Source organism: Bradyrhizobium sp. URHC0002 (assembly GCF_054059515.1).
The window spans coordinates 3047621-3074309 of record NZ_JBSSCF010000001.1 but is presented as its reverse complement, the minus strand read 5'-3'; the positions used below and the strand labels follow the sequence as shown (position 1 = coordinate 3074309).

27 protein-coding genes are annotated in these 26689 nt (G+C 62.8%); 14 read left to right on the top strand and 13 right to left on the bottom strand.

The annotated features are described in order from the left end of the window. Window positions 1-71: 71 nt before the first annotated feature. Window positions 72-437: an STAS/SEC14 domain-containing protein gene (locus tag ACVWVY_RS14835; protein WP_456627054.1), complete on the bottom strand. Its 366-nt coding sequence runs from the start codon at window positions 435-437 to the stop codon at window positions 72-74. Between ACVWVY_RS14835 and ACVWVY_RS14830 the strand changes: the two genes are divergently transcribed. Next, window positions 358-1569, top strand: coding sequence for an AraC family transcriptional regulator (locus ACVWVY_RS14830; protein WP_456627053.1), 1212 nt, complete (start codon window positions 358-360; stop codon window positions 1567-1569). The two genes, ACVWVY_RS14835 and ACVWVY_RS14830, sit on opposite strands and share 80 nt — an antisense overlap. A gap of 63 nt (window positions 1570-1632) precedes the next feature. Here the strand turns inward: ACVWVY_RS14830 and ACVWVY_RS14825 are convergent, their stop codons facing one another. Next, a complete protein-coding gene (locus ACVWVY_RS14825) occupies window positions 1633-2865 on the bottom strand; it encodes a DUF1501 domain-containing protein (RefSeq protein WP_456627052.1) in 1233 nt (410 codons plus the stop codon). Window positions 2866-2870: 5 nt separating this feature from the next. After that, window positions 2871-4439, bottom strand: a complete 1569-nt coding sequence (locus ACVWVY_RS14820; protein WP_456627051.1) for a DUF1800 domain-containing protein — start codon at window positions 4437-4439, stop codon at window positions 2871-2873. A 301-nt stretch (window positions 4440-4740) separates the two neighbouring features. Between ACVWVY_RS14820 and ACVWVY_RS14815 the strand changes: the two genes are divergently transcribed. Beyond that, window positions 4741-5445 carry an HAD family hydrolase gene (locus ACVWVY_RS14815; RefSeq protein WP_456627050.1) on the top strand — a complete coding sequence of 235 codons (705 nt, stop codon included), beginning with the start codon at window positions 4741-4743 and terminating at the stop codon, window positions 5443-5445. 264 nt (window positions 5446-5709) lie between these two features. Further along, complete coding sequence (locus ACVWVY_RS14810; RefSeq protein WP_456627049.1) at window positions 5710-6990, top strand: serine hydrolase domain-containing protein; 1281 nt, start codon at window positions 5710-5712, stop codon at window positions 6988-6990. Window positions 6991-7088: 98 nt separating this feature from the next. Here ACVWVY_RS14810 and ACVWVY_RS14805 read toward each other — a convergent pair whose 3' ends face one another. The 5 genes from ACVWVY_RS14805 to ACVWVY_RS14785 form a co-directional block, all read right to left on the bottom strand. Continuing rightward, window positions 7089-7265, bottom strand: coding sequence for a hypothetical protein (locus ACVWVY_RS14805; protein ID WP_456627048.1), 177 nt, complete (start codon window positions 7263-7265; stop codon window positions 7089-7091). Between the two features lie 228 nt (window positions 7266-7493). Then, the gene (locus ACVWVY_RS14800) at window positions 7494-8186 is read right to left on the bottom strand and encodes a glutathione S-transferase family protein (protein WP_456627047.1); all 693 of its coding nucleotides are present in this window, start codon (window positions 8184-8186) and stop codon (window positions 7494-7496) included. 167 nt (window positions 8187-8353) lie between these two features. Continuing rightward, window positions 8354-9061, bottom strand: coding sequence for a glutathione binding-like protein (locus ACVWVY_RS14795; RefSeq protein WP_456627046.1), 708 nt, complete (start codon window positions 9059-9061; stop codon window positions 8354-8356). 128 nt (window positions 9062-9189) lie between these two features. Continuing rightward, window positions 9190-9423, bottom strand: coding sequence for a hypothetical protein (locus ACVWVY_RS14790; RefSeq protein WP_456627045.1), 234 nt, complete (start codon window positions 9421-9423; stop codon window positions 9190-9192). 30 nt (window positions 9424-9453) lie between these two features. Next, window positions 9454-10215: a TSUP family transporter gene (locus tag ACVWVY_RS14785; protein ID WP_456627044.1), complete on the bottom strand. Its 762-nt coding sequence runs from the start codon at window positions 10213-10215 to the stop codon at window positions 9454-9456. A gap of 90 nt (window positions 10216-10305) precedes the next feature. Between ACVWVY_RS14785 and ACVWVY_RS14780 the strand changes: the two genes are divergently transcribed. The 3 genes from ACVWVY_RS14780 (at window position 10306) to ACVWVY_RS14770 (ending at window position 12879) form a co-directional block, all read left to right on the top strand. After that, window positions 10306-11211, top strand: a complete 906-nt coding sequence (locus ACVWVY_RS14780; protein ID WP_456627043.1) for a LysR substrate-binding domain-containing protein — start codon at window positions 10306-10308, stop codon at window positions 11209-11211. After that, window positions 11201-12421 carry an NAD(P)-binding domain-containing protein gene (locus ACVWVY_RS14775; RefSeq protein ID WP_456627042.1) on the top strand — a complete coding sequence of 407 codons (1221 nt, stop codon included), beginning with the start codon at window positions 11201-11203 and terminating at the stop codon, window positions 12419-12421. The genes ACVWVY_RS14780 and ACVWVY_RS14775 overlap by 11 nt, the downstream gene beginning before the upstream one ends. 140 nt (window positions 12422-12561) lie before the next feature. Then, window positions 12562-12879 carry a hypothetical protein gene (locus ACVWVY_RS14770; protein WP_456627041.1) on the top strand — a complete coding sequence of 106 codons (318 nt, stop codon included), beginning with the start codon at window positions 12562-12564 and terminating at the stop codon, window positions 12877-12879. A 280-nt stretch (window positions 12880-13159) separates the two neighbouring features. Here the strand turns inward: ACVWVY_RS14770 and ACVWVY_RS14765 are convergent, their stop codons facing one another. Next, window positions 13160-14521, bottom strand: coding sequence for a hypothetical protein (locus tag ACVWVY_RS14765; RefSeq protein WP_456627040.1), 1362 nt, complete (start codon window positions 14519-14521; stop codon window positions 13160-13162). A 197-nt stretch (window positions 14522-14718) separates the two neighbouring features. Between ACVWVY_RS14765 and uvrB the strand changes: the two genes are divergently transcribed. The 3 genes from uvrB to ACVWVY_RS14750 all read left to right on the top strand — a co-directional run bounded on the left by uvrB (window position 14719) and on the right by ACVWVY_RS14750 (window position 19972). After that, entirely contained in the window at window positions 14719-17637 is a 2919-nt protein-coding gene (gene uvrB / locus ACVWVY_RS14760; protein ID WP_456627039.1) for an excinuclease ABC subunit UvrB, read from the top strand. Window positions 17638-18112: 475 nt separating this feature from the next. Continuing rightward, a complete protein-coding gene (locus ACVWVY_RS14755; RefSeq protein ID WP_456627038.1) occupies window positions 18113-18817 on the top strand; it encodes a DUF2270 domain-containing protein in 705 nt (234 codons plus the stop codon). Between the two features lie 138 nt (window positions 18818-18955). Then, window positions 18956-19972: a D-cysteine desulfhydrase family protein gene (locus ACVWVY_RS14750; RefSeq protein ID WP_456627037.1), complete on the top strand. Its 1017-nt coding sequence runs from the start codon at window positions 18956-18958 to the stop codon at window positions 19970-19972. A gap of 183 nt (window positions 19973-20155) precedes the next feature. Here the strand turns inward: ACVWVY_RS14750 and ACVWVY_RS14745 are convergent, their stop codons facing one another. Beyond that, window positions 20156-20755 (bottom strand): hypothetical protein, encoded by a 600-nt coding sequence (locus tag ACVWVY_RS14745; RefSeq protein ID WP_456627036.1) that lies wholly within the window; start codon window positions 20753-20755, stop codon window positions 20156-20158. A gap of 441 nt (window positions 20756-21196) precedes the next feature. Further along, on the bottom strand, window positions 21197-21571 hold the full coding sequence (locus ACVWVY_RS14740; RefSeq protein ID WP_456627035.1) for a hypothetical protein: 375 nt from the start codon (window positions 21569-21571) through the stop codon (window positions 21197-21199). A gap of 320 nt (window positions 21572-21891) precedes the next feature. On the opposite strand from ACVWVY_RS14740, the gene ACVWVY_RS14735 reads away from it, so the two are divergent. Then, entirely contained in the window at window positions 21892-22416 is a 525-nt protein-coding gene (locus ACVWVY_RS14735) for a Spy/CpxP family protein refolding chaperone (protein ID WP_456627034.1), read from the top strand. A 531-nt stretch (window positions 22417-22947) separates the two neighbouring features. Here ACVWVY_RS14735 and ACVWVY_RS14730 read toward each other — a convergent pair. Further along, complete coding sequence (locus ACVWVY_RS14730) at window positions 22948-23127, bottom strand: hypothetical protein (RefSeq protein WP_456627033.1); 180 nt, start codon at window positions 23125-23127, stop codon at window positions 22948-22950. A 14-nt stretch (window positions 23128-23141) separates the two neighbouring features. Then, window positions 23142-23579: a hypothetical protein gene (locus ACVWVY_RS14725; RefSeq protein ID WP_456627032.1), complete on the bottom strand. Its 438-nt coding sequence runs from the start codon at window positions 23577-23579 to the stop codon at window positions 23142-23144. Window positions 23580-23600: 21 nt separating this feature from the next. On the opposite strand from ACVWVY_RS14725, the gene ACVWVY_RS14720 reads away from it, so the two are divergent. From ACVWVY_RS14720 to ACVWVY_RS14705, 4 genes are all read left to right on the top strand, one after another. Continuing rightward, window positions 23601-23966, top strand: a complete 366-nt coding sequence (locus ACVWVY_RS14720; RefSeq protein WP_456627031.1) for a hypothetical protein — start codon at window positions 23601-23603, stop codon at window positions 23964-23966. A gap of 162 nt (window positions 23967-24128) precedes the next feature. After that, window positions 24129-24578, top strand: coding sequence for a nuclear transport factor 2 family protein (locus ACVWVY_RS14715; RefSeq protein ID WP_456627030.1), 450 nt, complete (start codon window positions 24129-24131; stop codon window positions 24576-24578). Between the two features lie 168 nt (window positions 24579-24746). Next, window positions 24747-25013 (top strand): hypothetical protein, encoded by a 267-nt coding sequence (locus ACVWVY_RS14710; RefSeq protein ID WP_456627029.1) that lies wholly within the window; start codon window positions 24747-24749, stop codon window positions 25011-25013. A gap of 257 nt (window positions 25014-25270) precedes the next feature. Continuing rightward, complete coding sequence (locus tag ACVWVY_RS14705) at window positions 25271-26614, top strand: IS5 family transposase (RefSeq protein WP_456624781.1); 1344 nt, start codon at window positions 25271-25273, stop codon at window positions 26612-26614. Window positions 26615-26689 lie beyond the last annotated feature (75 nt).

Below are 26689 nucleotides of genomic sequence, written 5' to 3'. Positions count from 1 at the left end.
ACTGCAAGAAATCGCGGTACATTCTCGAAAAAGATGGATCGGTCCGATCACGTCAGAGGTGGGCGGCGGCGCTAGAGGATGCGCAACCATGCCGCGGCGGCGTCGGCATTCTGTGGCCGCCAGGAGCGGACTTGGACGCCTTCCTTGCGCAAGAATGCAGCCAGCCACGCCGCCTGGCGATTCAGGCGAGGTTGATGAACCAGAGCGGCGCGCGCGATCATTTTGCGAGCCCTGCGCCACGCGGTTACACCACCGGCAGTCGGGACTGAGAACGCCCAGCGGTCGATCCCAACCCAGTCGAGGTACACTAGAACCCCGTCCGCTGATCCGAAATTGGCGATCGTTGCCGCCAGGTCAATGAATTCGCGGTTTGTCACTGCTCCGCGAAAGCGGACTGTGACAACCCCTTCCTCCAGATTGGCATCGACCTCGATCATTGAAATTGGTCCGCGCCGGACCGCGACATTTTGTTACGTTGAATTGCCGACCAAGAGTTTCACCCGATGGCCGGCTTGCGCTACTCTGTTACTGCAACGTTCGGCCCAATCGTGCCAAACCTTTTTCAGTTTGCGAGACGCAGGGGTGAAAACCATGCGGACCGAGCCGTTAAGCCGATTTCCGGCGCTCCGCACACGCGACGTTGACGAACTCCGCCAACGCATGTCGGGCCTTTTTTCTGTGTGGTCGATGGACCTGGGAAGCGGGGGCCAAACGAGTTTCGAGGGATGCCTCAACCATCGGCAAATGCAGGATGTTGGCGTGACTTACGCCCGCTATGGGTCCCCGATGGCAGTCTGTCTTTCGCACGGCGATACCTACCTCCAGGGCTTTCCGGTTCGCGGTCGCGGCTCCGTTGTTAATGACGGGACCGAGGGAGAAGTATCGCCCGGCCATGGGACCGCCTGCGGGCCGAACACAGATTTGCGGCTCAAATATTCAAGCGATTTTGAACACCTAATCGTCCGAATTAGACCGCAGAAGCTGATCAAGGTGCTGAGCGGACTCATTGATCGACCCGTCGATCCGCCGCGGATGGCGACGAACGTGAGACCCATTCCAGAAATGGCGGTTGCTCAGCGACGCCTGGTGGAGTTTGTGGTTGGCGAATTGGATCGTGTCGATGCTCCGCTTCCCGACCTCGTATTGGCCGAGCTCGAGCAGGCCCTTGTCGTCTCTTACCTTAATTGCAATCTACACAATTATAGTCATTTGCTTGACGAGGACCCGATTCGCCCGGTCGCACCCTGGCACGTGCGTCTTGCAGAAGAATACGTTGAGCAGAACTGGGATCAGCCGTTGACGATTGAAGCGCTCGCCCATGTCGCGAACGCAAGTGCCCGCAGCTTGTTCTTCACGTTCAAGAAGAGCCGCGGCGTGTCGCCGATGACCTTCGTCAGGCAGGTTCGGCTGCGGCACGCAAGGCATATGCTCCAGCATGCAACCCCCGAAACGACCGTGACCTCGGTGGCGTACGATTGTGGATTTAGCAATCTCGGACACTTCGCGAAATATTATCATGCGGCTTTCGGCGAGTATCCCTCGGCAACTTTGAAAACGGCGCTCAAATAACTACCAGCCGAATCGGATCAGAGCGCTGCCGGCCGGGACGACACCATGGGTGGGGTTAGCCCCTCACCCCACCAGCCCCTGTATCGGCTTCACGGCGCTGCTGTCGGGAAACACGCTCTCTGCCAGCACCCGTTCCGCAATCCCGAACTGGTCCTTCAGCACGCCCTTCATCACCGCGCGCAGATCGGTGGTCGGCGCAAGATCGCGGCCCTGATAGAGATTGGCCGGCTTCAACCCTGGCCAGTCCGCAATCACCCGGCCCCCCTTCACTGCGCCACCAGCGAGCAAGGCAATCGTGCCGGTGCCGTGATCCGTCCCTTGCGTGCCGTTGATGCGCGCGGTGCGGCCGAATTCGGTGGCGACCACGATCACGGTGTCGCGCCAGCGCGGGCCCAAGCCGGTTTCGAATTCCGCCAGCGCGCCGTCGAGCCCGCCGAGCAATTGTGCGAGCCGCCCGACCGGTCCGCCTTCGTTGGCATGGGTGTCCCAGCCGTCGAAGGCGAGCGCGGCGATCCGCGGGCCGTCGTCGGCAGCCATCAGTTTGGCGGCACCGCGGGCCACCAGCCGCATCGCGCCGGCGCCGTTGGTGCCGGGTTTTGGCTTCATGTCATCGCCTTGCGCGGCCTTGTCGAGCGCGAGGCCCTGCTTCAGCGCGCTCGCCAGCGCGGGATCGCGATGAGAATAGAGTTCGACGAGCCGCATCGCGGTATCTTCTGCCGCCTGCGGCACCGCGACCGGCGCCCAGCCGACGGTCGGCGCCGCGCCGCGCAGCACCAATGGCGTGGTCGGACCGACCGCCAGCGCGCTCATCACCCGCTCGCCCTTCGGCAGGCCTTCCAGCGCGCGGTTGAGCCAACCGGACTGCACCCTGCCGGGACCGGCAAAGCCGCTTTCGAGCACGTCCTGCCCATCGAAATGCGAACGGTCGCGGTACGACGTCGCCACCGCGTGAATCACGGCAGCCTTCTTCTCGCGATACATCCGCGCAAATTCCGGCATCGCCGGATGCAGCGAAAAAAAATTGTCGAGCGGCAGAGCCGCGTTCGGCCCGCTCGACGCGAGCGCGATCGAACCGTGCAAGCCGGCATAGTCAGGGTCGCCTATCGGCGCGACGGTGGCGAGCCCATCCAGCGCGCCGCGCAGGATGACGACCACCAGCCGCGGATCGCGCCCGTCGGCGGCGCGGGCGAATTTCGGCAAATAGGCCCACGCCGCAAAGGAGGCGCCGCCGAGCAGGATTGCGCGTCGCGAAACGATCGATGATCTCAGGCTTTCGCAATCCACTATCGTTTCCATGGATGTCATCTCCTCTGGAATTCCGGTGACATCAGCAACAGCGCCAGCGCCTGCTGCCGCGATTCCGCGCGCTCGATGGTCCGCCGCGTCTCTGATGATGCCGCATCCGCCGCAACGAGTTCGAGCAGGTCGCGCGGGTCGACGCCGTCGGCCAGCCGCGAGGCGATCTGCGCTGATATATCGAGCCGCAGCTTGATGCCTTCCGGCGCCGCCCAGGCCGCGTTGCTATCGGGAAAACCGTTCGGTCCGGCGGGCGCCCACAGCGGCTGGCCCAATGTGTTGAGGGCGCCGAGATAGCGGCCGGGATCGTTCGGGATCTGCGCCAGCAATCTTCCCGACGCCACCAGGAATTCGTAAGGCGAGCGCATTTTTGCAAGCGGCGCCTTCCAGGCATCGTCGGAATCCACCAGCGCCAGCGCCAGCGCCTTGAGGTCGCCGTCGGTTCGCGTGAAGACATCGGCAAGCCGCGCCACCAAAGCGGGCGGCGGATCGTCGGCCACGAAGTGACGCGCGAACTTGGCCGCGATGAATTTCGCCGTCGACGGATGGCGCGCGATGTCTGCCAGCACCGCCTCGCCCTGCCTTACGTCTGACGCGTCGTAGATTTTTCCCATCACCCGCTGCGCACCAGGCTGGTGCGCATTGGCGTTGAACACGAAGGTGCCGGGCGCACCCAACTGGCCCAGCCTGCCCGCATAGGTCCACCCCGTGATGATGTTCGCCAGCGCCGTCACGTCGTCCTGCGAATAGCCGCCGCCGACGCCGAGCGTATGCAGCTCGAGGATTTCACGGGCGAGATTTTCGTTCAGTCCGCGGTTGCGGTTTTTCCCGGCGCGCGAATCCGGACCCAGCGATTGCTGGTTGTCGAGAAAGAACAGCATCGCCGGATGCTGCTCGACCGCCTTCAGCATGTCGCCGAAACGCCCGAGCACATAGGGGCGGATCGCCTCGCGCTCGAACGAGCCGGCCCACATCCGCGCCGGCCCGCCCTTGTTGGCGGAGATGCAGAAATGATTGGACCAGAACACCACCAGCCGCTCGACGAATCCGCAATCGGCGATGACGGCCCGTTGCAGCCGCGCCAGCGCCTCGGCGCGAAAGGTTTTCTGGATGATGTTGAGCGGTGCCGGTGGCGGTTTTGGCGCATTGGGCCGCATTGCCTCGGCCGGCGCCATCGCCGCATCGCGATTTTCCGGCGCCTTCGCCGGCTGTTCCCTTGACGGTTCTCTGGGTGCCATGTCCATGGCGATGCTGTTGAGCGAAAGGTTCCGCCGTTGCGCTTTCGCATCCGGCGGCGATTGACCTTCAGTCGCGGGCGCCGGCGTCACGGACTTGGCGGCTGCGTCGCGGGCCTGCTGAATCTCGAACTGGTAGTCGAACACGGCCTTGCCAAGCGCCGGCGTCGACTGCAATCCCGGCACTTCGAGCAGCACGCCATTGGGACGGGCGAGTTCTGCCTTGACGAAGCCGCGCGGATCGGAGGCCGCATTGAGAAAATCACCGGACGCCCCGCCGCGCGCGCCCAGTCCGAAGCGATTGAGCGCAACAAGGGCTGCTTGCGAATCGCGGGCCATCGGATTTCCCTTGAAGCTTCCCGGGCGTATAGTCGCTGCCAAGTATAACGTGCTTCGGCATGAACCCGGGATTAATTCCGCGTCAGGATGTTGCCTCGTTGATGACAAATCGTTTGGAAAATCAGCCCACACGCCGCCTCGCCTGCGCTGCTTGCGGAACCGAATTCAGTTGCAGCCTGTCGGGGCCGTGCTGGTGTTCCGACGAGGCATTCCGCCTGCCGATGCCCAGGGACGGCAGCGATTGCCTCTGCCCGAACTGCCTGCGCAAACTTGCAGAACGGCACGCGGGCGCAGGTGTGACGTGACCGCGAGATGGAATGTCAGCGCCGTCCTGCTCGATATGGACGGCACGCTGCTCGACACCGAGCGCGTCTATCTCGACAGCCTGGTCGCGGCGCTGAAGACGCACGGCTACACCGACGATACCGTAACGCTGTGCGAGGCGATGGTCGGCCTCCCCGGCCCGGACTGCAAGGCCATGCTGCACGCGCGTTACGGCGAAAGCTTTCCGCTTGCGGAGATCAGCAGGGCATTCATCACCAATCGGGATGAAATTCTCGGCGCCGGTCTGCCGCTGAAAAGCGGTGCGGTCGAACTTCTCGATGCGCTGCAGGCGGCAGAATGTCCGATGGCGATCGTCACCTCCTCGTCGCTGCGCACGGCGGATGCGCATCTACAGCTTGCCGGCATTCGCCACCGTTTTGAGACGATCCTGACCCGCGACGACGTCGCGCGCGGCAAGCCGAGCCCCGATCTCTATCTTCTGGCGGCGTCGCGCTTTGGCCTGAAGCCGGACGTTTGTGTCGCGGTGGAGGACTCCAATCACGGCGTAACCGCCGCCCACGCCGCCGGCGCGATTACGATCATGGTGCCGGACATGGTGACGCCGACGGAAGAGTCCCGCGCGCGGTGTGCGGCCGTCGTGTCGGATCTCGGCGCCGTGCTCGAAATATTGCGAACCCGTGGCGCGTTCGAGCGCCGCTCGCCGCCCCGTACCGGCCGCTGACGACCAGCGGCACCAGACACCCTCTTCATGGAAATCGTCGGAGGCGCTATGCTGACGACGGATACGAGAACTCTTGGGAGCGGCAGGAGGCGGTCGCTATGGCCTGGACGGCACTTGATTTCGGTTTCCGTGGCGCGGCTGTCGGCCTGGTTCTGATGATCTGGTGCCAAGACCCTGGCGCAAGACCGTAGCGGGAGAGAACAGGTGGTCAGGATTTCGATGTCGGCCCCAAGAGCGTTCGGGGCCCTGGATAGGTCGCTCTGCTTGCGCTCCCTCTTGTTGTCGCTCAATCTTGTCATGGCCGGCTTGACGTCATCGGCACACGCGCAAGGCACGGGGGACGCGGGGAAAAACGGCGCGGTTGCGCCGAGGCCTGTGTTCTCGGATACCGGCCCCGACGCGGCCGCCTACGGGGCGGCGGCAGGTTATCCGGCTGGCACCCCGGCGACCGCTGGTCAGATCGAACATCTCGTCAACACCTACAGCCATTTCGGCGAACTGTTCTCCTCGCGCCAGGTCCGGCGCGCGGCCACACCCTGGCTGTTCAAGCGGGCGGCGGAGCCGGCAATCTCCTACAAGTTCGGACCGGAACGGCGCTCGATCGCCGACTACCTCAGCCAAAACCCGACCACGGGCCTCCTGATCGCGAAAGACGACACGATCCTGTACGAGCATTATCAATATGCTCGCACCGACCGCGACCGCTTGCTGTCGCAGTCCATGGCCAAGACGATCACGGCGATGCTGATCGGCGTTGCCGTCTCCGAAGGCAAAATCAAATCGATCGACGATCCCGTCTCGGCCTATGTTCCCGGTCTCGCGGATGCGGAATATGGCAAGACCTCAATCCGCGACCTCCTGCACATGTCGTCGGGCGTTGCCTTTTCGGAAATCTATGACGGGCAGGACGACATCGCGCGACTCTCGCGCGACCTGTTCATTGAGCCCGGAAAGAACCCCGTCGCCAGCGTCGCCCAGTTCAACACGCGCGCTACTCCACCGGGAACCAAATGGCACTACGCCAGCGTCGAGACCGAGATCCTTGGCCTTGTGTTGCGGTCTGCCACGGGTGAGCCGCTTGCGGACTATCTTCACAGCAGGGTCTGGGACGCCATCGGCGCGGAGGCCGACGCGGCGTGGGCCGTCGACACCACCGGTCAGGAGATCGCCTTCTGCTGCTTCAACGCGACCTTGCGCGACTACGCGCGTCTGGGCCGGCTGCTCGCGCATGACGGCGCTTGGGAAGGACGCCAATTGATTCCCCGGCAGTGGCTGTTGGACGCCACCACAGTGAAGCCAACCGACGGTCATCTCGCGCCGGGAACAGCAACTCCATACTTCGGCTATGGATACCAGGTGTGGCTCCTCCCCGGCGAACAGCGGAGATTTGCGCTGCTCGGAATCCGGGGTCAGATCATTCTGGTCGATCCGGCCACCAAGCTCGTCATGGTGCACACCGCCGTTCGCAAGAAGCCGTCGGAACCCAACTCTTATGCCGAGCCGCTTGCGTTGTGGTTCGCCGTGCTCGGGCAGCTTGGACAATAACCTGCCCAGCCTTCCGAACGTCTTGATGCCGCAGCCCGGCTAGAGGTCGTCGCTTCCCCCATTCGCCGGCTGTGACGGGGCGTCAATGGGTCCACGCACTAAGCGGCGTCTTTGGTCGCAATCACCGTCCGCATGTCGTCAGCCAGTTCGCGGTAATGCTGGCCAAGGCGCAGATACAGCTCGCGCTTCGTCTTGTCCGCCGACAACTTGCTGATCAAATCGCATTCGGCAGCAAGCGTCTCAAACCGCTCCAACTTGGCTTCAAAATCAATCATGACGCGTCTCCCCTGACGGCCACCAACGGGACAAGAGTACGCCTTCAATTTACGTCACAGCTAACATCGTTATGGGATAGAACTAATTTACACCCTCGGCGATAGGCCGGACATTTCCGCAATCGTTACCTGCCGATTTATGTCAGCGAACGTCACCATTCCTGTCGTCAACCAACGCCGCCGTGATGTGCCGGCCGCGATCCCGATCACCTACCCGCCCCGCTGACGCTACCCGTGATAGCTTGGCGACTTCCGCGCCATACCGTCGAACGCATTGAACAGCCGCTCACGCCAGGCATGGACCGGATCGTCTTCCATCAGCAGCTTGAACGGGCTGACCACCCGCGCCCACTGGAACGCGCCGAACACGATATAGTCGGCATAGTTCGCTGCCGCGCCGCCGATATAGGCCTGCGTCCTGAGCGTCAACCGCAGCGGGTCGAGCGATTTGCGAAAGCCTTCGACGGCCTTGTCGCGGCTGGCCATGATTTCTTCCAGCGGCTTGCCGAAACGCGCCTCGCGCGACTTGCGGAAATACGCTGCGTCCTCCGGCTTCAGATTCAGCGGTATATCGGCGATGATGAGCGGAAACATGCCGCCGATCACGCCGTCGCCCCACCAGTTCAGCATCCGCGCCATCGCGCGGCCGCCCGCGCCGCCGAATAGCGACGGCCGGTCCGGATATTTGTCTTCGAGATAATTGGCGATCGTCCAGGAATCGACGACCGCGGAATCGCCGTCGAGCAGCACCGGCACTTTTTCCGAGCCATGCGGCGCGATCGCGTTTTTCTCGGTGAAGCACCACGGAATCGTTTCCGGCGACAACCCCTTGTGCGCCAGCGCCATGCGCGTCCGCCAGCAGAACGGGCTGAACGGGCGGGATGGGTCGGTGCCGACGAGTTCGTAGAGTTTGAAGGGCATGTCGGTATTGTGTGCGAAGTCAGGGCCCGAAACAAGAACCGTCATTGCCTGCACAAGCGCGAAGCGTTTGCGCAAGGGAGCGAAGCGACGAAGCAACCCATCGCGCCGCAAGCGCAGGCATGGATTGCTTCGCTTCGCTCGCAATGACCGGGATAGACTGCCTCGCCCTACCGCACCACCGCTGCGGTCTGGCCGAACAGGATCCTGCGCTCCTCCTCGGTGCGATTGACGGGTTGACCGAAATTCGGATTGACCTCTTTTGCCTTGGCGTAGGCGCGCTCCGTCGCGGGTCGGGCGCGGATGGTTTCCAGCCAGCGCTTCAAGTGCGGGAAGTCGTCGATATTCTGCTCCTGGTTCTTGTACGGCACGATCCAGGGATAGCTCGCCATGTCGGCGATCGAATAATCGCCGGCGATGAACTCACGATCGGAGAGGCGCTTGTTGAGCACGCCGTAGAGACGGTTGGTCTCGTTCACGTAGCGGTCGATGGCGTATTTGATTTTTTCTACCGCGTAATTTCTGAAGTGATGGTTCTGCCCGGCCATCGGACCAAGCCCGCCCATCTGCCAGAACGTCCACTGGATCGCGTCGTAGCGGCCATAGAGATCCGACGGCAAAAACTTTCCGGTCTTCTCGGCGAGATACAAAAGCATAGCGCCCGACTCGAAGATCGAGACCGGTTTGCCCCCGCCTTTCGGCGCATGATCGACCATCGCGGGAATGCGGTTGTTGGGCGCGATCGCCAGAAACTCCGGCGTGAACTGTTCGCCCTTGCCGATGTTGACCGGAAAGATCTTGTAGGGAAGCCCGGTCTCTTCGAGGAACATCGTGATCTTGTGGCCGTTCGGCGTGGTCCAGTAATGAAGGTCGATCATGGGGCGATCCTGCTATGCGCTAGATTGATTGTTTGTTTTCGCAAGAAAGATGCGACTGCATGAATTTGAGCGGATCGCCGGCGCAAGTCAATTGGCGCCAGCGTCGGCACGCGCGAATGTGATGGGCTTTACGCGCCGCGGCCGTGCTCGCGCAGGAATTTGGCGCCGCGTTCGGTGATCGCGACGCGCACGCCACCCGCCGCCGCCTGCCGCGCCACGTAACCGCGATCGACGGCATCCTCCCAGATGGTCAGGCGCGGGCATGAGGTGCGCCACGTCTCGATCACCTCGGAATAAAGTCGCGGCTCGCGGCCGATCCATTCGACGAGGTCGAGCACCAGTGCGTCCGTTGTCTCGGTCATCAGCACCTCCGCCTCAGAAGCGGGTCAAACTCAAAATGCCATCGCGCTGGTGCGCGTGAACAACAGCCAGCCGCCGTAAAGGATGTAGTAGCCCGCGACCGTCGTGATCAGCCGGTTCGCCCAGGTGCGAAACTGCGCGTCGCTCATCGCTTCCAGGATGCGCCGCGCCAGCGTGGTGCCGAGCATCGAGGCCGCGATGGCGACGCCAGCGAGCACCGGATCGAGCGTCGCCGCCTGGTCGACGATGCCGCCGAAATAGATCAGCTTTGTCAGATGGCTGGCGACCTGGCAGGTGGCCTTGGTGGCGACCACCTCGCGGCGGCCGAAATTGCCGCCGAGGAAGAACGTGTCCATCAAGGGACCGGAGACGCCGGTCATCAGCATCAAGCCCATGCAGATGAAGCCGTAGAACGAGCCTTGCGCGATGCTGTCGGGATTGGGTTTGAGGTTCTTCGGCATCAGCCGCGCCATGAACGGCGTTGCCCCGAGCAGCAGCAGCGCTATCGGCTTGTCGGGCACGTAGCGGATGATCGACCAGGCGCCGAGCGCCAGCGCGCAGCCGATCAGATAGACGAACACCGGCCGCCAGCGGATATGCGCCCGCCACAGAAAGGCGCGCCAGCCGTTCGAGGCCATCTGCGTGATCGCATGCAGCACCATGGCGGTGGGCAGCGGCATCAGCATCAGGAGTACGCCGATCAGGATCATCCCGCCGGCCATGCCGAACAGGCCCGACAGGAAGGCTGTCGCGACCATCAACGCACCGAGGGCTGCAATCATGAGGGGCGTCATCGGAATCTCCACAGTCTTGTTTCTGCCGCGCTTGTGACGCGCACGCAAACTGAGTTACCTTGCCCTGGCATCAGTTTTCCTGAGGGTTATGTGCGGCGGCTGCTCTTTCTCAACGGTATCAAGGCATTCGAGGCTGCGGCCAGGACCGGCAGCTTTGCCGCCGCCGGCACCGAGCTCAACGTATCCGCCGCCGCGGTCAGCCGGATGGTGCACCTGCTGGAAGATCGGCTCGGGGTCGCGCTGTTCGAGCGCAAGGCCAACCGCCTCGCCACCACGGCGGCGGGCCGCGCCTATCAGGGCGGGCTGACGCCGATCTTCGACGCGCTGGCGAGCCTGACCGCGCAGGTCACCGCGCCCTCCAGCGTCCGCGTGCTGACCATCGGCGTGGGTCCCACCTTTGCGATGAAGTGGCTGATCCCCCGGCTGGCGGATTTCCGTAAAGAAGAGCCGGATATCGACGTCCGCATCACCACCGGCGGCGCCGCGGTGCCGTTCGGCGAGGACTGGAGCTGCGGCATCAAGCTCGGCGACGGCGAATGGCCCGGCCTGATCGTCGAACCGTTGTTCGCCGCCGATCTGCTGCCGGTATGCGCGCCGCGGCTTGCGAACACGCTCAAACGTCCCGCCGACCTCAAGGGGCCGACGCTGCTCCGGGTAGCGCATTCGCCCGACGATTGGCCGTCCTGGCTCGAGGCCGCCGGCGCCGCCCGCCTCACCGCCCGCGGGCCGGAATTCGAGTTTTACGGCCAGGCGCTGCAGGCCGCCGTCGACGGCCTCGGCATCGCCATGGGCATCCGCCCCTATATCGACGACGACCTCGCGGCCGGCCGGCTGGTCGCGCCGTTTGCGTTAAGCGTGCCGAAAGGCATGCGCTGGTATCTGGTGTATCGGGGCTTCAGCACCGGGCAGCGCGATTTCGCCGCGTTCCGGCGCTGGATTATCCGCGCGGCGGCAGAACCCGCCATGCGCCGCAGGGGCCAGAAACATGCCGGATGAAAAGATCGAAACGCTCGTGATCGGGGGCGGCCAGGCTGGCCTCGTGATGAGCCACCGGCTGAAGCAGCGCGGGCTTTCGCACCTCGTGCTCGAGCGCCACCGGATCGCCGAACGCTGGCGCAGCGAACGCTGGGACGGACTGAAATTCCAGTTTCCCAACTGGTCGGTGCGGCTGCCGGACTTTCCGTTTCCGCACAGCGATCCGGATGCGTTTGCAACCACCGACGACATCATCAGGTACATCGAGGCCTATGCCGGTTTCGTCAGCCCTCCGATCCGCTGCGGCGTCACGGTGACGCGGCTGTCGCAGCGTGACAGCACCGGTTTCATCGCCGAGACCACCGATGGCACGATCGCGGCGGACAATGTCGTCGTCGCCACCGGTCCCTATCAGCGCAACCTCGTCCCGGACCTGCTGGGCGATCATCCCGTGTTCCAGGTCCATGCCGCCGACTACAAGAATCCCGGACAGCTTCCGCCGGGCGCGGTGCTGGTCGCCGGCGCCGGCGCGTCGGGCGCGCAGATCGCCGAGGAATTGTTGCAGGCCGGCCGCCGCGTCTACCTCTCGGTCGGACGGCACCGCCGCCTGCCGCGCCGCTACCGCGGCCGCGACCTGATCTGGTGGCTCGCCGAGATGCGCCTCGATCAGGTCACGCCGGAGGAGCGCGGACCGGCACGCCTGGGCCCCGTCATTTCCGGCGCCTATGGCGGCCGCACCATCGATTTCCGCAACTTCGCCGCCGACGGCATGACGCTGGTGGGGCGCATCGAGACGGCGCATCACGGCGTGTTCGAGCTGGCGTCCGGCCTTGCGGAAAGCCTTGCCGACGGCGACCTCGTCTACACCACCTTCCTCGATACGGTGGATGCGTATGTGAAACGACGCCACATGGAGCTGCCCGAGGACCCCGACGCCCGCGCGACGTTCGCCGACCCGCCTTGCGTCACCGATCCCCTGCGACGTCTCGACCTCGCCGCGGAAGGCATCTCCGCGGTGATCTGGGCCACCGGCTACGGCGTCGACTTCGGCTGGATCGATCTTGCGGTCACCGACGCCAGGGGCGACGCGGTCCACCGCAGCGGCATATCCGCCGTGCCGGGCCTGTATTTCCTCGGCCTGCAATGGCTGTCGAAGATGAACTCCTCGTTCCTGTCGGGCGTCGGCGACGACGCGGCCGTGCTCGCCGATCATATTTTGGCGCGGCGGTGATTTACCCGGTGGTCATGGGATCCGGCCGCGCCGCCGCGTAGGCAGGGCATCCAGTGCGCCGCGGCCTCTCGAATCGATCACTTCTGTCTCTGGAATACTGGATCGCCCGCCCCGGTGCGCAATTGCGCACAAGGCGGGCGATGACGGCCTTTGCCCGCAAAATCAGCGGACATGTGAACCCGTTCATATTTGCCTTCCCCCAGCCGTGCTTCTGTCGCCCCATGGGAAAATCCGGGGGTCACGCCATGATTTATGGCGGCTTTGAAATTCAGTCGTTCGAGGCAGGGAGAGGGCTATGGCACGCCAGGATTCAACGGGCCGACCAGGAGCCGGTGATGATCGATGGGATGGCGTTTCCGACGCTCGAAGTCGGCTTCGCCTGGTCGGATCCGGAAGCGGCCATTGCAGACGCGAAAGCCCATATCGATCGATTCAAGCCGCGGTTCGCAAATCCCTAACCGCTACTGATGCAACGACCGGCCACGCGCTGGCCGGCCGAATCTCCCTACCCCTCCCCGAACAGACCCTGCAGGCGACGCCGCAGCTCTCGAACTGCCCGGATTGCAGCGCCTCGCTCTCGATCCTGAGCATCATCTCCGGCCGCGCCGGTGCCGAATACTGGACCATGCGCTGTACGCGTTGCGGCGGGGTCCATCTGGATATCATCAACCCCTCGACCGCCCCGCTGACGGCGTAAGGCGCGCCGCCGCCATGGCGGCGTAGTTCCGATTACCCCCTTTACCTTGGCGGTTGCGCCGCGTGCGACACCCTGAAGGCATCGACCGGCGTCACCGGCTGTGTCGTGCCGACCCCCACGGCGACAAAGGCCGCGCGCGTTTGCGCATCGGCGGACGCCGTCCCGCGCGCTCCATTGCGGAGATTGGTGAGACCGATGACGGCCTTGTACCAGAAGGGCGCGCCAAGCCCGACCAGTAATCCCCCGAGGAAAAGGTAGAACCAGACGGCGGGTGAGGTCGGCACCTGAACCCATATCTCTCTTCGCCATTGGTTCTTGCCGCAATCCTTCCACAGCGACTCCAGGCCTTCGCCCTCGATCTTGTTCGGATCCTTGCAGGTCCACACCCATTTCGAAGTTCTGGCCCGGTCGATGCGCTCGTCCGTCCAACCGAGCGGAAGGCCAAGATCGGCGTATTGCTTGACCGTTGCATTCGCCTTGGTGACCGCTTCCTTCCAGTCATTCTTCAGGGTTTCGATCTGCTTCTTGACTTCCTCCGGGGTCAATATCCCGTTCGGATCGATGTCCTTCAGCGTTTTCGCCGCTTCCGCGGCCGCCTTGTGCTGCGCCGTAATTGCCTCGGATTGCTCGATCACCTTGGCGCGCGCGTTCGGATCGCGCAGATAGGTCTTGAACAGATCGACCGCATCGACATGGGCCAGAAACGCCAGCGCCATCGCCACCACCACCGAGAGCAACCGGGCGCGGCCCTCGAAATAGACGCTGGCTTCCTTGCCGAACGCCTCGAACTTTTGCGCGACATCCTTGAGCACGACATGGGCCGCATCCGCCGCCGTGGCGCCGGCGTCTTCAGCAGCCTTCTTGGCGTCGATATTCGCCTTAGCGATCGCTTGCCCGACATGTTCCATGCTGCCGAGGCGTTCCATGAACTCGGCCGATGTCATCGCGGCCAGATCGCGGCCGTTCCACAGTCGGATCTCCGGCAATCGCGACCTGATCTTTGATAACCCCAGCCGAATCTTCGACGATAACCACGATGCCGGTTCCGGATTGCTCGATGCCGGAGGGGCTGGATTGGTAGGCGTCGCTTTCGGCGTCACGCCCATGGGCGCCCGGTTGGCCGCCATGCGTTCAGCAAAGCCCTTACGCGCGTGCTCCACCAATTCTGTGATCTTTTGGTTCTTGTCGGCCGCAGCGATCGACGCGTCGGCCTGCACGAGGGCTGCGATTCCCGATCTGATGTGTTTGTGGAGCACCTGGTCGAACATCTGCCCGAGCACGTATTTGAGCCCGGCCTCACGCATCGAAAAGATGCGGTGAATGATTTCGACGAATGACGAGACCACCAGCGACAACGCGAGCATCGTGATCGCGAAGGCCAGCGCGGCTTCAATGAGCTGCATTGACTTCCTCCCTCGATCTACGCCGTCGACATTCAATCACAGGCTGTTTTTTGCGGTCAACACGGCTCGTGCCCTTCTGCACCGCGTTTGTCAGCGGTTGGCAGCAGTTTCCGCGTCAACGCGTTTGCCGCGGATCGGGAAGGTGGGTTGACGATTCCGGCCTTTTCAGCGGCCTGCCGCAGTCCCATATTGCCGTCATGGCGAAGACTCCCGAAGTTCCAAAAAAATCCAAAACCCCGAAATCCAAAGCGCACCGGCCCGACGTGCAGCCGATCGGGCCGGCGCTGGCCGAGTTGCTCAATCCCGCGCTCAACCGCGGCGATGCCGGCATGGGCTCGGGCACCGGCCTGCAGCCGCCGCCGGATAATTCCTGGGACCGCCGCGCTGGCGGCGAGGCCGCGGCGCACCGTGCGCGCGCCTCGACCAAGGGAACCAGCGATGATGTCGCGAAGCGCGATGCATCGAATCAAGGTCTCGAAGAAGCCCCCCAGGCCAACTACGGCACCTCAGCCACCATCCCCACGCTCGACCCTGAAATCGCGCGGCAACTCGGCCTGCCGACGGCGGAGGACGACGACGAAGCGCTGGCCCGGCCGCCGCGCAGCAAGATGGAAGCGTTTGGCGTCAAGGCCACCGCCGACGCGCTGGAGAATCTGATCCGCGACGGCCGTCCTGAATTCAAGGGCGACGACGGCCAGGTGAGAATCTGGACCCCGCACCGGCCGCCGCGCCCTGAGAAATCCGAAGGCGGCGTGCGCTTCGAGATCAAGTCCGAATACGAACCGAAGGGCGACCAGCCGACCGCGATCAAGGAACTGGTCGAAGGCATCGGCCGCAACGACCGCACCCAGGTGCTGCTCGGCGTCACCGGCAGCGGCAAGACCTACACCATGGCCAAGGTGATCGAGGCCACGCAGCGCCCCGCCATCATCCTGGCGCCGAACAAGACGCTGGCCGCCCAGCTCTATGGCGAGTTCAAGAGCTTCTTCCCCGACAACGCGGTGGAGTACTTTGTCAGTTATTACGACTACTACCAGCCCGAAGCCTACGTCCCGCGCACCGACACCTACATAGAAAAAGACTCGTCCATCAACGAGCAGATCGACCGCATGCGCCATTCGGCGACGCGCGCGCTGCTGGAGCGCGACGACGTCATCATCGTCGCCTCGGTATCCTGCATCTACGGTATCGGCTCGGTCGAGACCTACACCGCGATGACGTTCGCACTGAAGAAGGGCGAGCGCATCGACCAGCGGCAGTTGATCGCCGACCTCGTGGCGCTGCAATACAAGCGCACCCAGGCCGATTTCACCCGCGGCACCTTTCGCGTGCGCGGCGACGTCATCGACATCTTCCCGGCGCACTATGAAGACCGCGCCTGGCGCGTGAACCTGTTCGGCGATACCGTGGAGAATATCGAGGAATTCGATCCACTCACCGGCCACAAGCAGGACGATCTCGAATTCATCAAGATCTACGCCAACTCGCACTATGTGACACCGCGCCCGACGCTGGTGCAGGCGATCAAGTCGATCAAGTCTGAGCTGAAGCTGCGGCTCGACGAACTCAACAACCACGGCCGCCTCTTGGAAGCGCAGCGGCTGGAGCAGCGCACCACCTTCGATCTCGAAATGATGGAAGCCACGGGTTCCTGCGCCGGCATCGAAAACTATTCGCGCTACCTCACGGGCCGCCGGCCCGGCGAGCCGCCGCCGACGCTGTTCGAATACGTGCCTGATAATGCGTTGGTGTTCGCCGACGAAAGCCACGTCACCGTCCCCCAGATCGGCGGCATGTTCAAAGGCGACTTCCGCCGCAAGGCGACGCTCGCCGAATACGGTTTCCGCCTGCCCTCCTGCATGGACAACCGTCCGCTGCGGTTCGAGGAGTGGGACATGATGCGCCCGCAGTCGGTCGCGGTGTCGGCGACGCCGAGCGGCTGGGAGCTGAACGAGAGCGGCGGCGTGTTCGTCGAGCAGGTGATCCGCCCGACCGGATTGATTGATCCCCCGGTCAACATCCGCCCGGCGCGAACGCAGGTCGACGATCTCGTCGGCGAGGTGCGCGCAACGGCACAAGCCGGTTATCGCTCGCTGATAACGGTGCTGACAAAGCGGATGGCGGAAGACCTCACGGAGTACCTGCACGAGCAGGGCATTCGCGTCCGCTACATGCACTCTGATATCGACACGATCGAGCGCATCGAGATTATCAGAGACTTGCGCCTCGGCGCGTTCGACGCGCTGGTCGGCATCAATTTGCTGCGTGAAGGCCTCGACATTCCCGAATGCGCGCTGGTCGCGATCCTCGACGCCGACAAGGAAGGTTTTCTGCGCAGCGAGACCTCGCTCATCCAGACCATCGGCCGCGCCGCGCGCAACGTCGACGGCAAGGTGATCCTCTATGCCGACCAGATGACCGGCTCGATGGAGCGCGCCATCGCCGAAACCGACCGCCGCCGCGAAAAACAGGTCGAGTACAACGCCGCGCACGGCATCACGCCGGAGAGCATCAAGAAGTCGATCGGCGACATCATGAACTCTGTCTACGAACGCGACCACGTGCTGGTCGAGATCGGCGACGGCGGCATGGCCGACGATGTCATCTCTATCGGCCACAATTTCGAGGCGGTCCTTTCCGACCTCGAAACCCGCATGCGCGAAGCCGCCGCCGATCTGAACTTCGAGGAAGCGGCCAGACTCCGCGACGAGGTCAAACGCCTGCGTGCGACCGAGATGGCCGTCGTCGACGACCCCACCGCCAAACAGCGGAGCGTGCAGAAACAAGCGGGTGCCTACGCCGGCACCAAGAAATACGGCGAGGCCGCCAACCTCCCCGTCAGTGCGATGAAGAAGAAAAGTGTGTCGTCGGCGATCAAGGCCAGCGCAGGCGGACGCTCGGGCTCAAGGGTCCACAAGCCACATCTCGACGAAATGCACGGCCCGGAATCCCTGCCCTTCCGCCCCGGCGGCGCCAAGCCGCGCAAGCCGGAGACCACCAGCGGCAGCAAGATCTTTCAGCCGACGGACTCGCGCCAATCAGGGCCAGAGTTCGGCCCGGCACCACGATCCAGCGGCGGCGCGCCGGGGCATCGGGGTGGGTGGAAGAAGAGATAGTCAATCAACGATCGCTGCCCGGCAGTCGTCGCTCGCAATCGACGCGAGCGCCTTAACGGATCAACATGCCACGTATACTTCTCGCTTCTCTTACATTCCTCGCAATCACGATGGTGCTCTTGCTCCACGCGACACACCACGGCGCGCATGCGTATTCGCATTGCGGCTTTTGGACCGAGATGGAGGCAGGGCTGTCCTGTCGTTAGAGTGTTTTCGAGCGAAGCATGCCCTCGGACTTGATTCCGGGGGTGGAAACCGGTTTGCGTCAAGAAAACGCGTCCAATCACGAATCTAGAATCTCCGTTTCGATTCCATCGAAACGGAAAAGGCTCTAGCCAAGCAGTGACAAATTTGAATTACCACCCCAGTCGGCGGCCTCTTTTCCCTTGGGGCCCTGACAACAGGTGACATAACATCGCCAGGCAGCATCACGTGTGGGGATATTGAATGGGATAAAGCGCAAGGGATCAGCACGATGAGTGAAAGCACGGTCGAAGGCACGCAATCTGCATTCAACACCGCCGAGATCACCGCGTTGTCGCACCTCTATCGCGGCGAACTCTACCGCAGCACGGTCTGGCGTACACGCCTCGATGCAACGACCAATTGGGCGGTCCTTACAACCGGTATTGCACTGTCACTCACGTTCAGCAGCGAATCCGCATCCCCTTTGCCGCTGGTGCTCGTGGGGCTCCTGGTTACCACCTTCCTGTTCATCGAGGCGCGGCGTTACCGCTTCTTTGATTTTTGGCGCATGCGCGCGCATGTCCTCGAAGTCCAGTTCTTCGGGCCAATTCTCCGTGGCGAGGGCGTTCAGGTCGCGAACGGCTGGAACGAGATTCTCTACCAGGATTACCGATCCCCCAACCTTCACATCACCTATCTTGAGGCCGTGGGCCGCAGGCTTCGCAATAACTATAGCTGGATTTTCGCGATCCAGGTGACCGCATACGTCGGCAAACTGCTCATCCATCCGGCGCCGGTCGACTCGGTGCATGAGTTCTGGCTGCGGGCCGCGATTGGACCTATTCCCGGTCAATTCGTCCTGTTGGCCGGGATCGCATTCCACGCAACATGGATGGCGATAGCGATTGCCACATATCGAAGCCGAAGGGGCGCAGGCCGCGCGCGGCCGCAGACTCCCGAGAGAGACCGGCTCCTCGATCTTGCACGCGGATAGGCGCAAATCTCGCAAGCGCAGCCAGGAGACTTCAATCGTCCGCTTGAATGATGCAGCTAGCGCCGATGGCGCTATAATGGCTGCCGTCGCGCGATTTCCGGAATATTCCTCGTGAGTCAGACGGACAGAACAATGCAAATGGATCGCAGGCCGCTGTCCGATCGACTCGCCGCCTTTCCTCGCCTGGGTCTTGCCAACCTGCCGACCCCGCTTGAGCCGATGAAGCGTCTGACGGCGTATCTCGGCGGACCGCGGCTGTGGGTCAAGCGCGAGGATGCCACCGGGCTCGGCTTTGGCGGCAACAAGCTGCGCAAGCTCGACTACGTCCTGCACGGGGCCCTTTCCAACGGCGCCGATACGATCGTCTCGGGTGGCGTCGTGCAATCGAACAGCCAGCGGCAGGTCGCGGCGGTTGCCGCAAAGCTCGGCCTCGCCTGCCATCTTGCCGTCTACCACGGCCGCCTCGAACCGCCGACGCCGGAATACAAAACCTCGGGCAACGCGTTTCTCAATCGGCTGTTCGGCGCGCATCTCCATGACGTGCCCTGGACCGGTGACCGCAATGCCGCCATTCGCGCGCTCACCGGCGATCTCGAGGCGAAGGGTCACAAGCCATATTTTGTTCCGTACGGTGTCTCGAATGCCCTGGGCGCGGTGGGTTATGCCACGACGATTGCCGAGATCGAACCGCAGGCCGCGCGACTCGGCTTCACGCCGGCCGCTATCGTGCACTGCACCGGCAGCGCCGGCACGCAGGCCGGTCTCGTCGTCGGTGCCGCCGTGGCCATGCCAGAGACGCGGATCGTCGGGATTGACATCGACGCCGAGCCCGCGCGGGTGTGCGCCGATGTCGCGGTGTTGGCGCGAGAAGCGTCCGAACTGCTCGATATTCCCTTTGACGAAGCGAGCGTGGAAGTCGTCGCAGGCCATGCAGGGCCTGCCTACGGCGTCCCGCACGAAGCTACCATCGAAGCAATCCGCCTTGCCGGCCAGCTCGAGGCGCTTCCGCTCGATCCCGTCTATTCTGGCAAGGGGCTCGCCGGCCTGATCGCCCTGATCCGTCAAGGGCGCTGGCGCGAAGACGAGAACGTCGTCTTCCTGCACACAGGCGGTGCGCCGGCGCTTTTCGCCTACCAGAGCGCGCTCGGGATTTGAGTTGACGGAGAAAAGGTCGCCAAGGGTGGCGTGGCTTCCGGTTGCTTGCCGGAAGCGCTGCTCGGCGCTTGGTTGCACCGGCAGTCCCTCCATCTCCAAAGTCCGCAAACCCCACCTCGACGAAATTGAAGCGTCAGATTCCGGAGTCGGTCGTCCGCGATGGCCGCCAACTCCGTCCTCACCTCAATAATCGCGCAACAGCACGGCCTCCCGAACGATCCGGCTCGAGCCCACAACGGCGATGAGCCCCAGCGCCATCAGCAGCACGCCAAGCCATGCCTTCCAGCCCCGCCCGTTATCGGCCGCCTCGACGAGGGGAAAAGCGACCGGCGCACCGGGAGGCACAGAGGCGACAACCTGGTCGCTGGTGGCCGGCGCGGCCGCCAGAAGCCTCTCCACGTCGACCTGGCGCGGTGTGCGACGGTCGGGCGTGGGCTGATCGGTCGCGAGATTTTCGATGGGTGCTGGCGGCACGAAGGCCGCGATCGCCGTGGCCAGGACGGAAGCGGCATCCGCCATCTTGACCTCGGGCGCAGGCCGCGTCGGCTGAGCCGTTTCCGCCGGTGCGGAGCGCAGCAGCTCCGCACGCGCATCGACGACTGCCTTCCGCTTGCGCTGCACAGCCTCGTTCTCCTCGGAATTGGCGACACGAGGCTTCGCGATGCGATGACGGACCTGCTTCTTCGCGGTCTCCTCGGCGGCCTGGAACCAGCACTTGCGGTGGCCTTCCAACCTGTAGACCCAGCGCTGGCCAGCCGCCGTCGACTTGCCGGGCCGCGACAAGCACTCCTCTTCCGGTTCAGCGGCCGCCGGCGGCGTGGCTGGCCGGGGAGCGACATTGAACCAGTCTGTAAAAGTATTCGAAGACGCAGGCGATGTCGCCAGACCTGCGAGAAGAACAAAAGCGGCAAAAATTCGCAAATGACCGGACATGGGAACCCCGGTGTTGCGCCCCCGCATCTCCGACCTTTGGCCGCGACCTAGGTCACAATGCGGCTCAAATCCGGCAATCCGGTGGATTCATTCTGTCCTGGAAAACGAGATCCGGACCCGAACCTGTCTCTCGTCCGGTCGTTTCGAGCTTGCCGGAAGCACTTCGCTTGAGGGAAACGTCTCTTGCGTTATTCCGCAATCCGTCACCAGGATGGTGTCATGGATTCTCCGATGTGCGATTGCACATCGTAGTGCGAGCTTCGCTCGCCCCGGAATGACGGCGCACAGACTCTAACTCATACTCATCACGCCCACCGCCAGCAGCGACAGCAACAGCACGTTCGTCACCAGTTGAAGCGACGTCGTGGGCTGGGCGCGCCACTTCTCGATCTTCTCGACAAACGACAGGCTGGCGTTGAAGAACAGCGGCTCGTAGCCGTGCTTGAAGAATTTTGGAAACTTTGGCGCGAGCCAGGGCGTGAGCAGGCCGTGGAAGATCGATGCCATCACGACGAACAACACGACGCCGCCGGCGATCTCGTGATGGGCGAGCTTCAAGAGTAAGGCTGCGCTGGCGAAGGTCGGGAGGCCCTGCAGGAGGAATGTCAGCGCAAAGCCTTCGAGGCGGTTCAGCGCGGATGATTTCGGGGCGACAATCGCGTTCATGACAGTGTCTCCAGATCGTCTTCGGCAACGACGGTGATGAGCGCGAGATTGAGAAATCGGGAGGCGTTATGCCGTGATGGAGGTCACGCTGTCTGAAGCATGGCAGCGCCGCGAAAACCTGACAAATTTCAAGCGGCGTCGCACGACGCACTATCATCGATTGCATTGCTTGCCAGGCAAAATCAAGCGTGGCTTGGTCCAGCCCTCGCAGGCACGTCAAACAACTTTTCTGTTTCCGTTGATTTAAATCAACGGGACCTTACAGCGCGTGACCATCTTCTGCGGCCTGCCTGGGGGCGACTTACCTAGGGAGATCGCCGATGTTGAAGATCGTAGTGGCCGGTACAACTGCACTCTTCCTTACTGCATCCTCGCTTGCCAACGCGCAAAATTCACAAACCTCCGGTACTGCGTCACCGGAGCGCCTGAATGCAGCCGATCGGAACAATCTGACGGACATGAGGATTGATCTGGCAAAGGCCGCGTTGCAGCTGACACCTGAACAGGAAAAGCTTTGGCCGCCTGTAGAGAACGCCATTCGTGCCAGGGCGGAGGATCGGAGGGCCCGTATTGCAAAAATCCAGGAAACAGTGGGTAGACGGGCCGACGAGAGCCGCGTCGAAATCATGCGCAATCGTGACCCCATCTCCTTCTTGCATCGACGATCGGAAGCATTGGCCCAACGATCCGCCGATCTGGATAAGCTCGCCGAGGCGTGGCAGCCACTCTACAAAACGCTTACTCCTGAACAGAGGCAGCGCATGGGGGCCCTCGCGGTCCTTGTACTCCACGATATGAGTGATGTCGTCGAACGGCGTCGTGCACAGTCTGACGACGAGGACTGAAGCAAAGTAGTTCGATTCGTACGTGCCGCATTTTCGATTCGTACCTGCCGCATAATCGACGGAGCATGCGCGGCTAGCTGACGTTAAGCTCGGGCGATGTCCGCTTTGGGGTCCAAGGCCGACATCCCCGGGTTTATAAGGCGTGTCTGCTTTGCCCTCGAAAGCAGAAACCGCTCCGGCGCACCTGTAGTCTGCCGTTTGCATTGATGTGCGCACGATCGCGGGTGCTGAGGGCACTCCGGCTTTCCATGCGCTCTCTTCGTTTTCGAGCGCATCGCCAATCGCATGCCTCGGGCGCTTCGCGCCACGGGAATGCGAAGGTGTGTCTTGTAGGATGGATAGAGCGAAGCCAAACCCATCCTACGACTCCGTCATGCCCCGCGAAGGCGGGGCATCCAGTACGTCGCGGCTTCTCGGCTCAAGCACGGGCGTCTCTGGAATACTGGATCACCCGCTCCAGGGCGCAATTGCGCACAAGGCGGGTGATGACGGCGAACTGGCTGTTTGACGTTCGAATCCGGAACGCGCGATTCACCCCGACCGGCGGTTAGTCGTGTTCTGCGTCAGATTGCCGTGCTCGGCCTGTTCGCGGATATTGTTCTTCTCGTCGTCGCGATGGCCCTTGGTGGTGTCGAGCGGAACGTTGGGCGCGCTGCCGGGGCCCTTGTGGCTCTGGTTGTCCTGCGGGATCGAAGGTGGGCTTTTGGTCATTATGGTCTCCGCTATCAACGGAATAAACCAACGCCGGCCGTCGAGGGATCGTTCCCTGGGACGAACGGCACACATTGTCGCCGGCCGCAAAAGGCGCATCCGGACCGGTCATTGCTCGCGACATTCTGCGATGCCGCTAACATCAAGGGATCGACCTGCAGCCGGCCTAGGACTATCGCAGCGGCAAGCGTTGCGACGTCAAGCTGCAGCCGGACCGCTACAGCGGCAAATTCCTCGCCGACGGCAGCACGCTTCTCGTCGTCAACTACGAGAGCGGCTGTGAGCCGCACGCCACGAATTTCGGCGGCGCGGTGATCTTCGAACAGAAGGAAGGTGCCACCATCTTCAGGGGATATCAGCCCGGCTTTCAGGCGAATGATTGCATCACCCTTGCGCGGAATGAGAAGCAGGACCGCCTGATCTGCATCACCGGCCATCTCGGACAGGGCCATCTCGAATCCGGCGTCGCGGAAATGGTGTTCACCCGGGATTTCTCCAAGACCATCGATGTGTCGCTGAACTATTTCGTGAGGGCCGAGGACGCGACCGGCGCCTACGGCTCCAACGTCGTCGACTGCAAGGAAACGTCGGTTTATTTCGGCCTCGCCAAACCCGGCGCCGGGCCGGGGCGCGATACCGTCGCCGTCGACATCGCCCACGCCGACCGGGACACGATCCAGGCCGCATGCACGAAAGGCTTTCCTCGCCCGAAGGAGATCTTTGGCGAGCTTGGACCCGGCGAGGCCTATGTCCCGCCCGGCCATGAGAAGAAGGCAAGGTTCGTGATCGACCTGCAAACCAGCAAGGCCGTGCCGGAAGCGGAATTCGGCAAGCAATGATAACCGCACTTGCTGCGTCGCAGCCGCATGTGGACGGCAGTGAACCTTTTGGAAACCACCGCGTCACATACTCTGAGTCCTTTTGCTGATTGATACCTCTTCCGTTCCGTTCACAATGGGCCTGGCTGCAAGCGCGGGATCGAACACAATGCAGGTGGGCGAATGACCGAGGGACCAAATCGTCAGCACGTGCTGGATTTCCTCAACGTCCTGTATTCCGGCGACGTCGAAGCCGCGCTGGCGTGCTGCACCGACGACGTCGAATTCCTCGCCAACGCGCCGATCGACATCCTGCCGCATATGGGCCACCGCCGCGGCAAGGCCGAACTGCGCGAGATGTGGGAGGCGGTCCGCGCCCGCTATTCCGAGCTGCGCTGCGAGGTGCCGATCCTGGTCGCCGGGGACGACAAAGTGGCCGCGTTCATCCGCGTGTTCCTCCGCAAGAGCATCAATCAGCGCATGGTGCAGTTCGACGTCGGCGGCTTCTACACGCTGCGCAACAGCAAGATCAGCCAGATCAGGGAAGTCATCGATACCTTCGATCTGGTCCAGCAACTGCTCGAACGCGACGTCGCCGCGATCCTGACCGGCCGGAGGCCGGACCCGATCTAGTGTTTGCGGGCGCCGTCATTCCGCGACGCACCGCCGTGGCACAGATCTCGGATGCGCCACTGCCGATTCGAGGTTCGCGCCAACGCGCGGCTTATTTTGTCCGCGCCATTGAACCTCGTCGCGTCAGCTCCGACACACCTCAAGGTTTTTTCCGGACCAGAAGAACATATGAAGATCGCGTTACTGGCTTTGCTTGGTTTGGCGCTGGGGGTGCTGGGCGGCGCGGCACTGGGCATCGGGGCCGGCCTCGCCTGGGTGGAAATCTTCAAAACCACGAGTTTTGAAGGCTATAGCGGGATGCTGGTGTTTTTCACCTTCATGCCGCTGGGGGCTGTGATCGGCGGCATCTGCGGCGCCCTGCTGTTCGGCGTCATCGCCATTCGCGACGCCGAAATCGCCATCGAGCGCGAACCGGTGGGCCGTCATGACCACTAAGTGATCGGAAAACCGCTAAATTCGCCGCATTTGTGCAATGCAAAAACGGCAATTGTGTTTTGGCCGAACTACTCTATTTCGTCGTCCGTGAAATATCCTGAAGCGGTTGATTGGCAATAATAATTGCGAGAATTCCATCGATTGGATTTACCGGAAATTGGGGCTCTGGCGTCGATTTTCTTGCAAATTGCAGTTTGGGATTCCCTCGAATCCGAAGCCGTGATTCTCTACGCTCAAACGCAATCGGAGGGAGTTCGATGCGGCCACGGGAGCGGCGGGAAAGCGGCAAACAGGATCTGTTTCGTTCGCGGCTCGACCAGGTCATCAACATGGATCACGCACTGGCGAAGCTGGCGCGGACGATCGACTGGGGCTTTCTGGAAGAGAAGTTCGGCGCCGTGTACGCCGACGGCTCCGGGCGGCCGCCGCTGCCGACCCGACTGATGGCGGGGCTCGCGATTCTCAAGCACACCTACAACCTGAGCGACGAAGTGGTGTGCGAGCAGTGGATCGAGAACCCGTATTACCAGTACTTCTGCGGCGAAGAGTTTTTCCAGCATCGGCTGCCGCTGGATCGCTCCTCGATGACCCACTGGCGCAACCGCATGGGCGAGGAGCGGCTGCAGGCGCTGTTGCAGGAGAGCCTAGCGGTCGCAACCAAGACTGGCGCGATGAAGCCCGGCGATCTCGCCCGCGTCATTGTCGACACCACGGTGCAGCCGAAGAACATTACCTTCCCGACCGACGCCAAGCTGATGAACCGGGCCCGCGAGAAGCTGGTGAAGCTGGCCAAACAGCAGGGTGTGAAGCTGCGGCAGTCTTATGCGCGGGTCGGCAAGTTCGCCCTGATCCAGCATCAGCGTTACGCCCATGCCAAGCAATTCAAGCGCGCCAACAGGGCGTTGCGCAAGCTCAAGACCTATCTGGGCCGCGTCATCCGCGACATTGCCCGCAAGATCGACGGCAACCATGGGCTCGAGGCCAGCTTCGCTCTCCTGCTCAGCCTTGGCCGACGGGTACGAGCGCAGGAGCGCGGACAGCGCGGCCCCAAGGTCTACAGCCTGCATGCTCCCGAAGTGGAGTGCATCGGCAAGGGCAAGGCCCACAGGCCTTACGAGTTCGGCGTCAAGGTCAGCGTTGCCACCCCCCTCAAGCATAGCAAGGGCGGCCAGTTCGTCGCCCATGTCCAGGCGCTGCCCGGCAATCCCTATGACGGCCATACGCTGGCTGAGGTGATCCCGGGGATCGAAAAACTCGTCGGCACCACGATCGAGCGGCTCCACGCCGATGCCGGCTACCGCGGCCACAATGCGCCGGCCGACTACATGTTCAAAATCTACACCTCAAAACAAAAACGCCGCGTCACCCCGGCGATCAAACGCGAGATGCGCCGACGCTCTGCCGTCGAACCCGTCATCGGCCACCTCAAGGACGAGCACCGAATGGGGCGCAACTATCTCGCCCACCGCAAAGGCGACCTCAACAACGCCATCCTCGCCGCGGCCGGCTACAACTTCCGACGCCTCATCAAGTGGCTCAGGATTTTGTTGTGCCTCATCCTGACAGCCATCTTCCCGAAGCCAAAACTAGCGACTGCCTGAAAACGTAATCTTCACGGACGACTATTTCAGGCTGCAACAGTGAAGTTCGGCATTTGCCCCGGCGTCGATGAAGAC

Excerpts from the sequence above, each read along its gene's own strand:
- ACVWVY_RS14830 (WP_456627053.1), top strand. The coding sequence starts at position 358 with ATGAATTCGCGGTTTGTCACTGCTCCGCGAAAGCGGACTGTGACAACC.
- ACVWVY_RS14835 (WP_456627054.1), bottom strand. The coding sequence starts at position 437 with ATGATCGAGGTCGATGCCAATCTGGAGGAAGGGGTTGTCACAGTCCGC.
- ACVWVY_RS14825 (WP_456627052.1), bottom strand. The coding sequence starts at position 2,865 with ATGGAAACGATAGTGGATTGCGAAAGCCTGAGATCATCGATCGTTTCG.
- ACVWVY_RS14820 (WP_456627051.1), bottom strand. The coding sequence starts at position 4,439 with ATGGCCCGCGATTCGCAAGCAGCCCTTGTTGCGCTCAATCGCTTCGGA.
- ACVWVY_RS14805 (WP_456627048.1), bottom strand. The coding sequence starts at position 7,265 with ATGATTGATTTTGAAGCCAAGTTGGAGCGGTTTGAGACGCTTGCTGCC.
- ACVWVY_RS14800 (WP_456627047.1), bottom strand. The coding sequence starts at position 8,186 with ATGCCCTTCAAACTCTACGAACTCGTCGGCACCGACCCATCCCGCCCG.
- ACVWVY_RS14795 (WP_456627046.1), bottom strand. The coding sequence starts at position 9,061 with ATGATCGACCTTCATTACTGGACCACGCCGAACGGCCACAAGATCACG.
- ACVWVY_RS14790 (WP_456627045.1), bottom strand. The coding sequence starts at position 9,423 with ATGACCGAGACAACGGACGCACTGGTGCTCGACCTCGTCGAATGGATC.
- ACVWVY_RS14785 (WP_456627044.1), bottom strand. The coding sequence starts at position 10,215 with ATGACGCCCCTCATGATTGCAGCCCTCGGTGCGTTGATGGTCGCGACA.
- ACVWVY_RS14775 (WP_456627042.1), top strand. The coding sequence starts at position 11,201 with ATGCCGGATGAAAAGATCGAAACGCTCGTGATCGGGGGCGGCCAGGCT.
- ACVWVY_RS14770 (WP_456627041.1), top strand. The coding sequence starts at position 12,562 with ATGACGGCCTTTGCCCGCAAAATCAGCGGACATGTGAACCCGTTCATA.
- ACVWVY_RS14765 (WP_456627040.1), bottom strand. The coding sequence starts at position 14,521 with ATGCAGCTCATTGAAGCCGCGCTGGCCTTCGCGATCACGATGCTCGCG.
- uvrB (WP_456627039.1), top strand. The coding sequence starts at position 14,719 with ATGGCGAAGACTCCCGAAGTTCCAAAAAAATCCAAAACCCCGAAATCC.
- ACVWVY_RS14755 (WP_456627038.1), top strand. The coding sequence starts at position 18,113 with ATGAGTGAAAGCACGGTCGAAGGCACGCAATCTGCATTCAACACCGCC.
- ACVWVY_RS14750 (WP_456627037.1), top strand. The coding sequence starts at position 18,956 with ATGGATCGCAGGCCGCTGTCCGATCGACTCGCCGCCTTTCCTCGCCTG.
- ACVWVY_RS14740 (WP_456627035.1), bottom strand. The coding sequence starts at position 21,571 with ATGAACGCGATTGTCGCCCCGAAATCATCCGCGCTGAACCGCCTCGAA.
- ACVWVY_RS14735 (WP_456627034.1), top strand. The coding sequence starts at position 21,892 with ATGTTGAAGATCGTAGTGGCCGGTACAACTGCACTCTTCCTTACTGCA.
- ACVWVY_RS14730 (WP_456627033.1), bottom strand. The coding sequence starts at position 23,127 with ATGACCAAAAGCCCACCTTCGATCCCGCAGGACAACCAGAGCCACAAG.
- ACVWVY_RS14725 (WP_456627032.1), bottom strand. The coding sequence starts at position 23,579 with ATGGCCCTGTCCGAGATGGCCGGTGATGCAGATCAGGCGGTCCTGCTT.
- ACVWVY_RS14720 (WP_456627031.1), top strand. The coding sequence starts at position 23,601 with ATGGTGTTCACCCGGGATTTCTCCAAGACCATCGATGTGTCGCTGAAC.
- ACVWVY_RS14715 (WP_456627030.1), top strand. The coding sequence starts at position 24,129 with ATGACCGAGGGACCAAATCGTCAGCACGTGCTGGATTTCCTCAACGTC.
- ACVWVY_RS14710 (WP_456627029.1), top strand. The coding sequence starts at position 24,747 with ATGAAGATCGCGTTACTGGCTTTGCTTGGTTTGGCGCTGGGGGTGCTG.
- ACVWVY_RS14705 (WP_456624781.1), top strand. The coding sequence starts at position 25,271 with ATGCGGCCACGGGAGCGGCGGGAAAGCGGCAAACAGGATCTGTTTCGT.